Source organism: Novosphingobium sp. Chol11, assembly GCF_900218065.1.
GTDB lineage: Bacteria > Pseudomonadota > Alphaproteobacteria > Sphingomonadales > Sphingomonadaceae > Sphingobium > Sphingobium agri.
Window position 1 is genome coordinate 1772281 of record NZ_OBMU01000001.1, and the last position, 12263, is coordinate 1784543.

General features: G+C 63.3%; 14 protein-coding genes. 8 read left to right on the plus strand and 6 right to left on the minus strand.

What is annotated here, in order from left to right; all coding sequences use genetic code 11:
* Window positions 1-23: 23 nt before the first annotated feature.
* A complete protein-coding gene (locus NCHOL11_RS08880) occupies window positions 24-611 on the plus strand; it encodes an arsinothricin resistance N-acetyltransferase ArsN1 family B (RefSeq protein ID WP_097091989.1) in 588 nt (195 codons plus the stop codon).
* On the opposite strand, the gene NCHOL11_RS08885 is transcribed toward NCHOL11_RS08880, so the two are convergent.
* Genes NCHOL11_RS08885 through NCHOL11_RS08900 form a run of 4 tightly spaced genes read right to left on the minus strand, consistent with a single transcriptional unit; the run spans window position 608 to window position 3200 of the window.
* On the minus strand, window positions 608-1639 hold the full coding sequence (locus NCHOL11_RS08885) for a nucleotidyltransferase domain-containing protein (protein WP_097091990.1): 1032 nt from the start codon (window positions 1637-1639) through the stop codon (window positions 608-610). The two genes, NCHOL11_RS08880 and NCHOL11_RS08885, sit on opposite strands and share 4 nt — an antisense overlap.
* The gene (locus NCHOL11_RS08890) at window positions 1636-2499 is read right to left on the minus strand and encodes an HprK-related kinase A (RefSeq protein ID WP_097092848.1); all 864 of its coding nucleotides are present in this window, start codon (window positions 2497-2499) and stop codon (window positions 1636-1638) included. Before NCHOL11_RS08890 ends, NCHOL11_RS08885 begins: the two co-directional genes overlap by 4 nt.
* On the minus strand, window positions 2496-2777 hold the full coding sequence (locus NCHOL11_RS08895; protein WP_097091991.1) for an HPr-rel-A system PqqD family peptide chaperone: 282 nt from the start codon (window positions 2775-2777) through the stop codon (window positions 2496-2498). The genes NCHOL11_RS08890 and NCHOL11_RS08895 overlap by 4 nt, the downstream gene beginning before the upstream one ends.
* Window positions 2778-2834: 57 nt before the next feature.
* A complete protein-coding gene (locus NCHOL11_RS08900) occupies window positions 2835-3200 on the minus strand; it encodes a hypothetical protein (RefSeq protein WP_255254800.1) in 366 nt (121 codons plus the stop codon).
* A 173-nt stretch (window positions 3201-3373) separates the two neighbouring features.
* On the opposite strand from NCHOL11_RS08900, the gene NCHOL11_RS08905 reads away from it, so the two are divergent.
* From NCHOL11_RS08905 to phoB, 7 genes are all read left to right on the plus strand, one after another.
* Window positions 3374-4627, plus strand: coding sequence for an ATP-binding protein (locus NCHOL11_RS08905; RefSeq protein WP_097091992.1), 1254 nt, complete (start codon window positions 3374-3376; stop codon window positions 4625-4627).
* 145 nt (window positions 4628-4772) lie between these two features.
* Complete coding sequence (locus NCHOL11_RS08910; protein WP_097091993.1) at window positions 4773-5822, plus strand: substrate-binding domain-containing protein; 1050 nt, start codon at window positions 4773-4775, stop codon at window positions 5820-5822.
* Window positions 5823-5831: 9 nt separating this feature from the next.
* Window positions 5832-7226, plus strand: coding sequence for a phosphate ABC transporter permease subunit PstC (pstC, locus tag NCHOL11_RS08915; protein WP_097091994.1), 1395 nt, complete (start codon window positions 5832-5834; stop codon window positions 7224-7226).
* A 106-nt stretch (window positions 7227-7332) separates the two neighbouring features.
* On the plus strand, window positions 7333-8577 hold the full coding sequence (gene pstA, locus NCHOL11_RS08920; protein ID WP_097091995.1) for a phosphate ABC transporter permease PstA: 1245 nt from the start codon (window positions 7333-7335) through the stop codon (window positions 8575-8577).
* A 5-nt stretch (window positions 8578-8582) separates the two neighbouring features.
* Entirely contained in the window at window positions 8583-9371 is a 789-nt protein-coding gene (pstB, locus tag NCHOL11_RS08925; protein WP_028055672.1) for a phosphate ABC transporter ATP-binding protein PstB, read from the plus strand.
* A 17-nt stretch (window positions 9372-9388) separates the two neighbouring features.
* Window positions 9389-10084: a phosphate signaling complex protein PhoU gene (phoU, locus tag NCHOL11_RS08930; RefSeq protein ID WP_097091996.1), complete on the plus strand. Its 696-nt coding sequence runs from the start codon at window positions 9389-9391 to the stop codon at window positions 10082-10084.
* A gap of 2 nt (window positions 10085-10086) precedes the next feature.
* On the plus strand, window positions 10087-10788 hold the full coding sequence (phoB, locus tag NCHOL11_RS08935) for a phosphate regulon transcriptional regulator PhoB (protein ID WP_097091997.1): 702 nt from the start codon (window positions 10087-10089) through the stop codon (window positions 10786-10788).
* A 246-nt stretch (window positions 10789-11034) separates the two neighbouring features.
* On the opposite strand, the gene def is transcribed toward phoB, so the two are convergent.
* Window positions 11035-11565, minus strand: a complete 531-nt coding sequence (def, locus tag NCHOL11_RS08940) for a peptide deformylase (protein WP_097091998.1) — start codon at window positions 11563-11565, stop codon at window positions 11035-11037.
* Between the two features lie 48 nt (window positions 11566-11613).
* Complete coding sequence (gene recR, locus NCHOL11_RS08945; protein ID WP_097091999.1) at window positions 11614-12210, minus strand: recombination mediator RecR; 597 nt, start codon at window positions 12208-12210, stop codon at window positions 11614-11616.
* Window positions 12211-12263: the final 53 nt, after the last annotated feature.

Below are 12263 nucleotides of genomic sequence, written 5' to 3' on the forward strand. Positions count from 1 at the left end.
CGCGGCATCGGGGGGCCGAGAACATGACGGCAAGGATAAGGATCGCGGTAGAGGATGACGCGCCTTGCGTGGCAGCAATCTACGCTCCCTATGTGCTGAACAGCGTGATCTCCTTTGAAAGCGTGCCGCCGGACGCAGAAGAGTTCAGGGCCAGGATAGCCGCCTGCCTGCCCGACTATCCCTGGTTGATCGCAGAGGTGGAAGGCCAAGTCGTCGGCTATGCTTATGCCGGACCCCATAGCGCGCGAGCCGCTTATGACTGGTCCGCCAACATCTCCGTCTATCTAGCTGCGGATCATCACAGGTGCGGCATCGGCAGGCGCCTTTACGACATGTTGGTCACTCTGCTGCGCCATCAGGGTTATCACAGTCTATTTGCAGGCATCACCCTGCCTAACCCGGCCAGCGTAGCTATCCACAGCGCTCTGGGCATGAAAGAGGTCGGCATCTACAAGGAAGTCGGTTTCAAATTCGGTGCGTGGCATGATGTCATGTGGATGGGCATGGCAATCTCGCCTGCCACAGCCCCGCCAGCACGGCCGACGCCTTTCGCGGCGCTTCGAAATCTTGCGCAGATCGTCCCGGGTCTTGGCGCGGGGCCCGATCTCTAGACGGGCCGGTGCCCCTTGCGCCACTTGGTCAGCAAATGCCGCGCCAGCATGAGCGGCGGCATGCGCAGCCAGTGGGAACGGACGTAAAATGCGAAGCGGAGCAGCTTGCGCGTTTCGCGACCCCAGCCATCGCGCGCGAGCAAGCGAGCAATGAAAAGGCGGTCACTCCATCTGAGGCAATAATCGGCCTGAATGGGCGCGCCAAGCTGGCGAACAGGAGAGCCGAACAAGCCATGCGCCAGCCTGAGCGCCCGCAACACCACTGCATATAACTGATGCTCCGCAGCCCTTTCGAGCAGAGCAAGATCAAAATCCGGTCTTCGCTCCCGAAACTCGCAGTACAGGCAATGAATATCCCAGAGGTTGCGGAGCCCACCCGCCAGGTCGCCGTCTGCGAAGAGATGTGCAGCCGAATGACAGATCATATCCTCGGGCGCCAGCACCGACAGACGATCAGTCACCGGCACTGCATCCGCCAGCATCACCTCCACATCGGGTGTCGGACGCGCCGTCAGCGGCAGGATCGTATGATGCACATCAATCATCCTGTCGCGCTCACGGTGGATCATAGGCGGCAATTCATGCATCCATTGCCTGTAATAGGCGTCGTCATAGGCGTCTTCCTTGACCCACTCCCAACCGGCCGCGATCAGCCGGTCTTCGGCTTGGCTCAACTCTTTTTGAGGAAGCAGGATGTCGAGATCGCCAATGAACCGCCCTTCCCCGGCTTTCAGCCCAGCGGCGGCATAGGCAGTGCCCTTGAGCAGCAACACCGGCTCCCCAAGCGCCTCCGCCGCCCTGTCCGCCTCCCACAGGGCCTGCCGCGCCTCCCGCGCAGCGTCCAGCCGGGCATCGGCAAGGATCGGCCGGACGCTCTCGGGCACGCACCGCTCATCGAGCGCCAGCGCCAATGTTCCGATCAGCCGCTCCGCCCTCGCGGCCGCGATCAGCGCGTTCCATCCAGCCTCATCCAGAGCGCTGACCACATCCGGATCCCTCAGGACCGAAACCAGCAGCGCCGCGCTCATGCGAGTTCTTCCCACAGACGCTCGACCATGGCGATCGCGTCTTCTCCCGAAGGAAAGTCGATGGCCCGCGCAGGGACATGCTTCACAAATCGGGTCAGGGCGCCAAAGCCCGCTTCTCCCAAGGCGACATAGTTGGTGGAAGCCTGGGTCAGGCGCATGAAAACCTCGCCCTGCCCGACCGGCCGGACATCGACGGCATGTCCGAAGCGCGGGAAAAGCAACAGCGCGGGCCGTGCCCCTACCCTCATCCGCGCAACTGCGTCATCCCGGGGTACGAGGTGCCGGATGTCCCCCTTCGCCGTATTCCCCAACAAAGGCCCCATGCGATCGGCGGAGACTTCAGCGGCGATCACGTCGATGGCGCCGTTCTTGAGCGAAACGAGCCGGGGAAACGGCAGCAACTCCCCTGTAACCAGGTCCAGCAACGCAAATTCATCACCCATGAGACGCCAGCCGCGTTCGCCAAGCTGGGCTGCAAGCGTCGATTTGCCGGACCCGGACTCGCCGGTCATGACAAGGGCACGCCCGTCCTTCTCCACGCTCGACGCATGGAGCAACAGATGCCGCCGCCAACCCAGCGCCATCTGAAGGTTCATACCCATTTCGGCGGCGAGCAGCCCGTGGTTCAGGCTCATCGGCGCCGCATCCGCCAGCCCATGGTCGCCCGTTATGAAGATAGACGGGCGGAACCACTTACGCAGCAGAGCTGTCGGCTCCAGCCTCACGGTGAAGTCGGCTGTCTCTCCGCTCGGCCGGGGATAGCCCTCATAGAGCTCCGCCAGTTGTTGCAGCGGCTGACGCCAGGCGGAACCGATGCGGAAGGACGCAGGGCCGATCGTCAGGGAAAGCTGGTGCCTCACGACCGGCACACCAGGCCGAGCGCAGTCAACGATTCCAGATGCGCTTCTATCTCAGCGATGGCCTGTTCCGGCTCGCCCAGATCATAATGACGTTCCAGAAGGGCATGTAGTTGCGCCGCCGTCGAATCAGCTTCCTCGTCCAGGGCGTCCAATATCTCCGGAACAGGGCTGATCATCATATGCGTCTGGCCCGACGCGCGATGATAAAGGAGCGTGATGTCCTCCAGCACGCATGCAACAGCGTCCTTGTCTCGATGATAACGACGCTCTGCGGTCACGATCTGCTTTAACTCCCTGGCGGCGCTCCTCTGTAGCGGACAGGAGTAAGCAGTTGCCTAACGCGGCATTTGCAATGATGCGTAGCAGGTAAAGCCACTGGTCCCGGACTGAAGGCGGCGGATATAGTTCAGATAGGCCTGATTCTGCTCATAGCTGGTGCCGGGCAGCCGTCCGCCGCGCAGGGCCCGCCGGACCTCCTCACCGCTATAGCTGCGTCCCTGCGTGGGCACGGCCCCCGCCGTCCCAGCCGGAACGACCTGACCATTGGGAGCGATATATTTGCCAGCCCGCGCCTGATCGGGAACCGGGATCGTGCAGTTCAGCACCGATGCAGCCGTGTTGGCCAGCGCCGGACGAATGGACACGATCGCAGACGCCGCCACCGCGCCAGCCATCAAGATCTGGCGGCGCGAAGGCACCATGGAATCGACGTCCCGCTCCGTACCTTCTGCAGGTGCGGAATCGGAAAGATGCTGTCCGGACGATGGCTCTGTCATATCATCCTGATCCGCTATCGCGCTTGCCAAAGCGTAAAGAATCCACGCTATTGCGCCAGCCATTGCAGCAAAGCAGCCAATAATCCAGCACGGTAACCATGAATCGACTGAGCATTTCCCAGATCATCGCCTCGCTGGCCATGCTGTTCCTGGCTACCGGATCGACATTGCTGATGGGCGCCCCCCTGTGGGCCATAGCTCTCCCGGTACTTGCGGGTATCGCCGTCCTCCTTATCACGGCGCAGGGAACGCCGCTCGAACCGGTCCCGCCTTCTCCGGCCGAACAAGCGGCCAATATCGCCGATCATCCGGACTTTGCCGACCTCATGGAGGCGATCACCGACCCGCTGATGCTGATCGAGCGCGGCCGGATCGTACGCGCCAATCGCGCCGCCCAACGCTTGCTGGGCGCACATATCGAAGGTGAGGACGCCCGCATAGCCATCCGGCATCCCGCGGCAGCCGAACGGCTTGCGAGCCTCGCTCCCATGTCGGAGGCCATGATGCTCGACCTCGTCGGCCTTGGGACACGCGATCAGCGCTGGCAGATGCGCATCGCGCCGCTCGGCGCTGAAGGTGATATCCGCCGGCTCGTCCATCTCGCCGACCATAGTGGCGCCTATGCGGCGGAAAAGATGCGCGTCGATTTCGTGGCCAATGCCAGCCACGAACTGCGCACCCCGCTCGCGGGCATATTGGGCTTTATCGAGACGCTCGGCGACCCCGACCTTGGCCGCGACAATGATACCCGGCAGCGCTTCCTGAAGATCATGGATGGCGAAGCGCGCCGGATGCAGCGGCTGATCGACGATCTCATTTCCCTCTCCCGGATCGAAGCGGAAAAATATCGGGCGCCTGACAGCCCGGTCGATCTGGGGTCGTTGGCGGCTGAAGTAGTGGGAGTCTTCCGAACAAGCCATGGCGAGCGGGGCCGGGAGGTGGAACTGGACGTCACCCCCGGCCTGCCGGAAGTCGCCGGAGACCGGCCGCAGTTGTCGCAGCTTTTGCACAACCTGATCGGCAACTCGGTCAAATATGGCAAGGCGGGCACGCCGATCCGCGTGAGCCTGGCCGCAGGACCAAGCGGCATGACCCGCCTGATGGTCGCGGACGAAGGCGAAGGCATCGGCCTCGATCACCTCCCCCGGCTCACCGAACGCTTCTACCGCGTGGACTCGGGCCGCAGCCGCGCCGTGGGCGGCACGGGCCTGGGCCTCGCCATCGTCAAACATATTGTGGAACGGCACCGTGGCAGGCTCGATATCACGAGCACGCCCGGCAAAGGGACGACGATCACCGTGCTGCTGCCTCCAATGCCCCTTGAAGAGAAGATGTCGGCGTCCAGGCTTTGAAAGAAAATCTGCGATCCGGTGGGCAGACCGGTGGCTATGTCATAAAAGTGCAATTGGATTGTCACAAAGGCGCGACTTACCGCGGCTAAGGCGCCCGCAGGGGGGCGGCGATTGCGAATCGCGGCCTTGATCAAGGAGACTATCCGTGAAGCATTTCGCTCTGATGGCTGCTACCGCAGCAGCCGCTCTCACCCTCGCCGGTTGCGGCGAATCTGGCGGCGGCAGCGCAACGCGCGACCAGATCCGCGCGGTTGGCTCATCCACCGTCTACCCCTTCGCAACCGCCGTCGCCGAGATGTTCGTGCAGGGCAATTCCGGCATGAAGTCGCCGATCATCGAATCGACCGGCACCGGTGGCGGCGTGAAGCTGTTCTGCGCTGGCGTCGGTGCACAATATCCTGACATCGCCAACGCCTCGCGCCGCATGAAGAAGGCCGAGTTCGAGGATTGCCAGAAGAATGGCGTCAAGGACATCATCGAAATCCAGGTCGGCGTCGACGGCCTCGCCTTCGCTGAATCGAAGGCCGGACCCGGCTTCAAGCTGACGCCCAAGATCGTCTATGAAGCGCTTGCCGCGAACCCCTATGGCAAGGGTCCGAACAAGGCCGAAACCTGGAAGGACGTCGATCCGAGCCTTCCCGCGACCGCCATCAGCGTCTTCGGCCCGCCATCAACCAGCGGCACGCGCGACTCGCTCGCCGAACTGGTGCTGACCAAGGGCTGCGAAACGGATCCTGCCATGAAGACGCTCAAGGAAAAGAGCGAGGACGAGTTCAAGGCGACCTGCACCCGCGTCCGTGAAGATGGCAAATATGTGGATTCGGGCGAAAACGACAATCTGATCGTCCAGAAGCTCGCCGCCAATCCCAATGCGCTTGGCGTGTTCGGCTTCAGTTATCTTGAGGAAAACAAGGACAAGCTGAAGGACGTTTCGCTCAACGGTGTCGAAGCCACCTATGAAACCGTATCCACCGGCAAATATCCCGGCGCGCGTCCTCTCTACATCTATGTGAAGAAAGCGCACATGACCGCTATCCCAGGTCTTCAGGCTTTCCTCAACAGCTTCGCCGCCAACTGGGGTCCAGGTGGCGCGCTGACGAAGCGTGGCATGGTCGCCGCGCCTGATGATGTGCGCAAGGCGAGCGCGGAAGCGGTCAAGTCGCTGACTGTTCTCGACGGTTCGCAGCTCAAGTAAGCGGAAGACATGACAGGTCCTGCAATCCTCCTGCTGCTGGCGGGCCTTGGCGCGATCGCCTGGGTCAGCGCCCGGGCGCGCGCACTGCGGCTGCAAACCGCCGCGCGCGCCTCGGGCCGCCGCGATGCCGTGCATAGCCTGCCGGGTTATCATGGCTGGTATGTCGCGCTGTGGACGCTTGTCCCGGCGGCGATATTCCTCGCCATCTGGGCGAACATCGCGCCTGGGCTCGTTACCCAGGATGTGCTGCACAGCCCGGCCGCGCAGGGCCTGCCAGCCGATGATTTCTCGCGCTCCGCGATATTGGGCGAAGCGCGGGCAATCGCGGTGGGATCGCAGGCGGGAGCATTCAACCCGCTCTCGCAGGGCCTCGTCCAACCCTATAGTGACGCGCTCGCCAAATATGGCATGGCCGGCGCAGCGCTGGCGCTGGTGCTGGCCTTTGCCGGGGGCGCCTACGCCTTCACCCGCGTGCGGCCTGATTTCCGGGCACGCACGCGGGTTGAAAGGCTCGTGATGGCCGTATTGCTCATCGCCTCCCTTCTGGCGATCGTCACCACCCTTGGCATCGTCGTATCGCTGCTGTGGCAGAGCCTCCGCTTCTTCTCGATGGTAAACCCCGTCGATTTCCTCTTCGGCACCAAATGGAGTCCGCAGTCTGCGGCGATGGGCTATGGCAATGATGATGCCTTCGGCGCCGTCCCGCTATTCTGGGGCACCATCTTCATCGGCGCGATCATCGCCATGGTCGTTGCTATCCCGCTCGGCCTGATGAGCGCGGTCTATCTCACCCAATATGCCAGCCCCACCGTCCGCAAATGGATGAAGCCCATCCTTGAAGTGCTCGCGGGCGTTCCGACTGTCGTCTACGGCTATTTCGCGGCGCTGACAGTTGCCCCCGCATTGCGCGACCTCGCCGTGGCGATCGGCATTCAGGGTGCCTCGTCGGAAAGCGCGCTTGCCGCTGGCCTCGTCATGGGCGTGATGATCATCCCGTTCGTATCCTCCATGGCGGACGACAGCATCGCCGCCGTACCCCAATCCATGCGCGACGGCAGCCTTGCCATGGGCGCGACCACCAGCGAGACGATCCGCCGCGTGCTGATCCCCGCCGCCCTTCCCGGGGTCGTCGGCGGCGTGCTGCTCGCCGTCAGCCGCGCGATCGGCGAGACGATGATCGTTGTCATGGCTGCGGGCCTGGCGGCAAACCTCACCTTGAACCCCTTCGCGAGCGTGACCACCGTCACGACCCAGATCGTGCAGCTGCTGACCGGGGACCAGGAATTCGACAGCGCAAAGACGCTGGCGGCCTTCGCCCTTGGCCTTGTCCTCTTCGTCGTGACCCTGCTGCTCAACATCGTGGCCCTGCGGGTCGTGAAGAAATATCGCGAGGCTTACGAATGAGCCTTCATATCCGTCATCCGTTCGGGCTGAGCTTGTCGAAGCCCTTCACTTCTCGTCCAGAACTGAAGAGCCCTTCGACAGGCTCAGGGCGAACGGGGTCAATATTGTGAACAGCGAACGCCTCCCCACCGACTGGAAGTCGGACGCAATGCGCAAGCGGATCGCCCGCCGCTATGCGTCGGAACGCCGCTTCAAGGCTGCCGGCCTTCTCGCCGTGGCGCTGTCAGCCGCCTTCCTCGCCTTCCTGCTCTTCAGCATGCTCGGCAATGGATTGCGCGGCTTCAGCCAGACGGAAATCGCCGTGAAGATCGACTTCCCGGCCTCTCCCATCCTGCTTGATCCCTCCGCGATCACGGACGAAGCGCTTGCCAACGCCAATCTGCCGATGGTGACGGGGGAGGCTGTGAAGAAGGCGCTTGGCCCGGATGCCGAAGAATGGGTGTCGCCTGCCGCATGGACCGTGGTTCGCGATGCGATCAAGGCCGACCCCGATATTCTCGGCCGCACGGAGACCCTGCGCCTGCCCGCTTCGACCGGAATCGATCTGGCCGCCAAGAGTGACGGCACGGCGGAAGCGGAAGCCGCAGTGGACCGCCTCGAAAAGGCGGGGCTGCTGTCGACCAGCTTCAACAGCGGCTTCCTGACCGGCAGCGACGGTACGGATCCGACGCGCGTCGGCATCTGGGGCGCGTTCAAGGGATCGCTGCTCACCATGCTGGTGACGCTGGTGCTGAGCTTCCCGATCGGCGTCGCGACCGCCGTCTATCTGGAGGAATATGCGCGCAAGAACTGGCTGACCGACATTATCGAAGTGTCGATCAACAATCTCGCGGCCGTTCCCTCGATCATCTTCGGCCTGTTGGGGCTGTCGATCTTCCTGAACTTTCTCCATCTGCCGCGCTCGGCCGCACTGGTCGGCGGCATGACGCTGGCGCTCATGACCATGCCGGTCATCGTCATCGCGGGCCGTAACGCCATCAAGTCGGTGCCGCCCAGCATCCGCGACGCGGCGCTCGGCATCGGCGCAAGCCCGGTCCAGGTGGTCTTCCACCACGTCCTGCCGCTCGCCCTGCCCGGCATCCTCACCGGCACGATCATCGGCATGGCCCGTGCGCTTGGCGAAACCGCGCCGCTGCTCATGATCGGCATGCGCGCCTTCATCGCGACGCCGCCGGGCGGGATCACCGACCCTGCAACGGTTCTCCCGGTGCAGATCTTCCTCTGGTCGGACGAAGTCTCGAAGGGCTTTGTCGAAAAGACCTCCGCCGCCATCATCGTTCTGCTGGTCTTCCTGCTCGCGATGAACGGCCTCGCCATCTACCTGCGCAACAAGTTCGAAAAACGGTGGTAACAATGATGCACGAACCGCAAACACTGGTGCCCGCCACCGAAACCAAGATGACCGCGCGCGACGTGAAGGTCTTCTACGGCGAAAAGCAGGCGATCAAGGGCGTCTCGATCGACGTCGACATGGACAATGTGACCGCGTTCATCGGCCCGTCGGGCTGCGGCAAGTCGACCTTCCTGCGGACACTCAACCGCATGAACGACACCGTCGCTTCGGCGCGGGTCGAAGGCACGATCACGCTCGATGGCGAGGATATCTACGCCCCGTCGATGGACGTGGTGCAGCTGCGCGCCCGGGTCGGCATGGTCTTTCAGAAGCCCAATCCCTTCCCCAAGTCGATCTACGAGAATATCGCCTACGGCCCCCGCATCCACGGCCTCGCCCATGGCAAGGCGGACCTCGACGTAATCGTCGAAAAGTCGCTGCGCCGCGCGGGCCTGTGGGACGAGGTGAAGGATCGACTGCACGATAGCGGCACCGCGCTTTCGGGCGGGCAGCAGCAGCGTCTCTGCATCGGCCGCGCCATCGCCGTCGAACCCGAAGTCATCCTGATGGACGAGCCCTGTTCGGCGCTCGACCCGATCGCCACTGCAAAGATCGAGGAACTGATCCACGAACTGCGCGGCCGTTACGCGATCGTCATCGTCACCCATAACATGCAACAGGCCGCCCGCGTGTCGCAGCGCACCGCCTTTTTCCACCTGGGCGAACTGGTCGAATATGGCGTGACATCGGACATCTTCACCAATCCGCGTCAGGAGCGGACCAAGGACTATATCACCGGACGCTACGGCTGAACCGGGGGAGACGAGACATGGCTGAACATACGATCAAGGCTTTCGACGAGGAAATCGACAAGCTGCGCGGCCTCATCGCGGAAATGGGGGGGCGCGCGGAAGCCGCTATCGAGAACGCGATGCTGGCGCTCCAGCGTCAGGACAAGTCGCTCGCGGCCCAGGTCGTCGCCGACGACAAGCGCATCGACGCGATCGAGGCCGAAGTCGAAAAGCTGGTGATCCAGGTCATCGCCCTGCGCGCGCCCATGGCAAACGACCTGCGCGACGTGATCGCCGCGCTGAAAATCGTCGGCGTGGTGGAGCGCATCGGCGACTATGCCAAGAATATCGCCAAGCGCGTGCCGCTGATTGCCGCCAACCAGCGCACGCTGGAGCCGGTCTCGCTGCTTCCATCCATGGGTCAAGTCGCGGCTGAAATGGTGCATGACGCCCTCAATGCCTTCGCCGCGCGTGACGCAGATCTCGCGCTCGCTGTCATCGAGCGCGACACGGTCGTGGACGACTTCTACAATAGCGTCTTCCGCACGCTCGTCACCTTCATGGTCGAAAATCCCAAGACGATCAGCGAGTGCGCGCACCTGCTGTTCGTCGCCAAGAATATCGAACGGATCGGTGACCACGCGACCAATGTCGCCGAGATGGTCTACTACGCCGCGACCGGCCAGACCCTGCCGGAGCGCGAGCGCGGCGGCACCCAGCCCCTGGAGGACTGAATATGGCGAGAGCCAAGATGCTTCTGGTTGAAGATGACGCGGCCCTCGCAGAACTTCTGATCTGGCATTTCAAGCGCGAGGATTTCGACGTCGCGCACACCGTCGATGGCGAGGAAGCGCTGCTGCTCGCGCAGGAGAATGTGCCCGACATCGTCCTGCTCGACTGGATGGTCGAAAGCCTGTCAGGCATCGAAGTCTGCCGCCGCCTGCGCCGCATGAACGGGACCGCCAATGTCCCCATCATCATGCTCACCGCGCGCGGCGAGGAAGAAGACCGTGTGCGCGGCCTCGAAACCGGCGCGGACGACTATGTCACTAAGCCTTTCTCTCCCCGCGAACTGGTCGCCCGCGTCGGCGCCGTCCTTCGCCGCGTCCGCCCGGCGCTTGCGGGCGAGACGCTGACTTTCGCGGACGTGGAAATGGACACGGTCGGTCACAAGGTCCGGCGCGGTGGCCAGGTGATCCCGCTCGGCCCCACCGAATTCCGCCTGCTCAAGCATTTCCTGGAGCATCCCGGCTGGGTCTTCTCCCGCGAACGCCTGCTAGATAGCGTATGGGGTCAGGACAGCGATATCGAACTGCGCACCGTCGACGTCCACATCCGCCGCCTGCGCAAGGCAATCAACGCTGATGGCAAATATCGCGACATCATCCGCACGGTCCGATCGGCGGGCTATGCGCTGGATACGGATGGCGTAGGGTAGAGGATCGGTTGGCTTGAGTGCCCCGCATTCATCCCCCCTCCCGCAGGCGGGAGGGGTCAGGGGGTGGGCTGGCGCAACGTCCGAGTTAGTTGTCAACGGCTGGCCGGGGAGCTCGCTGCGCTCGCGCCCACCCCTAGCCCCTCCCGCTTGCGGGAGGGGAAAGTGAGCTGAAGGTCATCAATATATCAACAGAAAAAGCGCTCCAGCCTTCCGACCAGAGCGCTTCCGCAACCTTTCAAGGGCGTATCAAGCCGCCTTGCGGGCCTTCGTCAGCTTCTTCAGCAGCATGTCGCGCTTCAGCCGCGACAGATGATCTATGAACAGCACGCCCTGCAAATGATCCATCTCATGTTGCAGGCAGGTTGCCAGCAGACCCTCAAGCTGTTCCTCATGGATGCGCCCGTCCCGGTCCATCCAGCTCGCCCGGATCGTCGCGGGGCGCTCGACCTCGGCATATTGGTCAGGCACCGACAGGCAACCCTCATTGTAAACCGACAGGTCCGCCGAGCCTTCCAGAATCTCGGGATTGATGAACACCATCGGCTTTTTCACCGAAGGCGCCCCCTCCTCGTCCGATTCGGGCTCCTGCAAATCGATCACCAGCACGCGCTTGGGTACGCCGACCTGGATCGCAGCCAGGCCGATGCCGGGGGCGTCGTACATGGTCTCGAACATGTCGTCGATCAGGCGCTGCAGATCGTCGTCGATCGCCTCCACCGGAGACGAAATGGTACGCAGGCGCGGATCGGGCGCCTCAAGGATCGGAAGAATGGCCATGTGGTTAAAATAGCCGCAATGGCGGGCTTTTTCAAGCGACCGCCAAGCTCACGAAACGGGACGCCGTGCCCGCAGCGCCTGTGCCAAAGTCCCCTCGTCCAGATAATCAAGCTCGCCGCCCACCGGCACCCCATGGGCCAGCTGCGTCAGCCGCACTGGAAAGCGCTCCAGCCGCTCTGCCAGATAATGCGCCGTCGTCTGCCCCTCCAGCGTCGCGTTCATGGCCAGCACCACCTCGTCGATGCCGCCCGCCTCCACCCGCGCGATCAGCGCGTCGATGGAAAGGTCCTCCGGCCGCACTCCCTCCAGCGCCGACAATCGACCGCCCAGCACATGGAATCGGCCCGGAAACAGCCGCGACTTGTCCAGCGCCCACAGGTCGGCGACATCCTCCACCACACACATCGCCCGCGCGTCGCGGCGCGGGTCCGCGCAAATGCCGCAAGGGTCGACCGTGTCGACATTGCCGCAAATGCCGCAGGTCACAAGCCGATCGTTCACCGCATCGAGCGCGCGCAGCAGCGGTTCGAGCGCGCTTTCCCGCTTCTTCAGCAAATGCAGCACAGCGCGCCGCGCCGAACGCGGGCCAAGGCCTGGCAGGCGGGATAGCGCCTGCGTCAGCGCATCGATCTCTGAAGAAGCCATGGAACCGAGATAGGGGCTTGCAAGTCCGGGGTCAAAAGAGTTGAGAGGCCACT

Excerpts from the sequence above, each read along its gene's own strand:
- phoU (WP_097091996.1), top strand. The coding sequence starts at position 9,389 with ATGGCTGAACATACGATCAAGGCTTTCGACGAGGAAATCGACAAGCTG.
- NCHOL11_RS08880 (WP_097091989.1), top strand. The coding sequence starts at position 24 with ATGACGGCAAGGATAAGGATCGCGGTAGAGGATGACGCGCCTTGCGTG.
- NCHOL11_RS08900 (WP_255254800.1), bottom strand. The coding sequence starts at position 3,200 with ATGGTGCCTTCGCGCCGCCAGATCTTGATGGCTGGCGCGGTGGCGGCG.
- def (WP_097091998.1), bottom strand. The coding sequence starts at position 11,565 with ATGGCCATTCTTCCGATCCTTGAGGCGCCCGATCCGCGCCTGCGTACC.
- NCHOL11_RS08905 (WP_097091992.1), top strand. The coding sequence starts at position 3,374 with ATGAATCGACTGAGCATTTCCCAGATCATCGCCTCGCTGGCCATGCTG.
- pstC (WP_097091994.1), top strand. The coding sequence starts at position 5,832 with ATGACAGGTCCTGCAATCCTCCTGCTGCTGGCGGGCCTTGGCGCGATC.
- phoB (WP_097091997.1), top strand. The coding sequence starts at position 10,087 with ATGGCGAGAGCCAAGATGCTTCTGGTTGAAGATGACGCGGCCCTCGCA.
- recR (WP_097091999.1), bottom strand. The coding sequence starts at position 12,210 with ATGGCTTCTTCAGAGATCGATGCGCTGACGCAGGCGCTATCCCGCCTG.
- pstB (WP_028055672.1), top strand. The coding sequence starts at position 8,583 with ATGCACGAACCGCAAACACTGGTGCCCGCCACCGAAACCAAGATGACC.
- NCHOL11_RS08885 (WP_097091990.1), bottom strand. The coding sequence starts at position 1,639 with ATGAGCGCGGCGCTGCTGGTTTCGGTCCTGAGGGATCCGGATGTGGTC.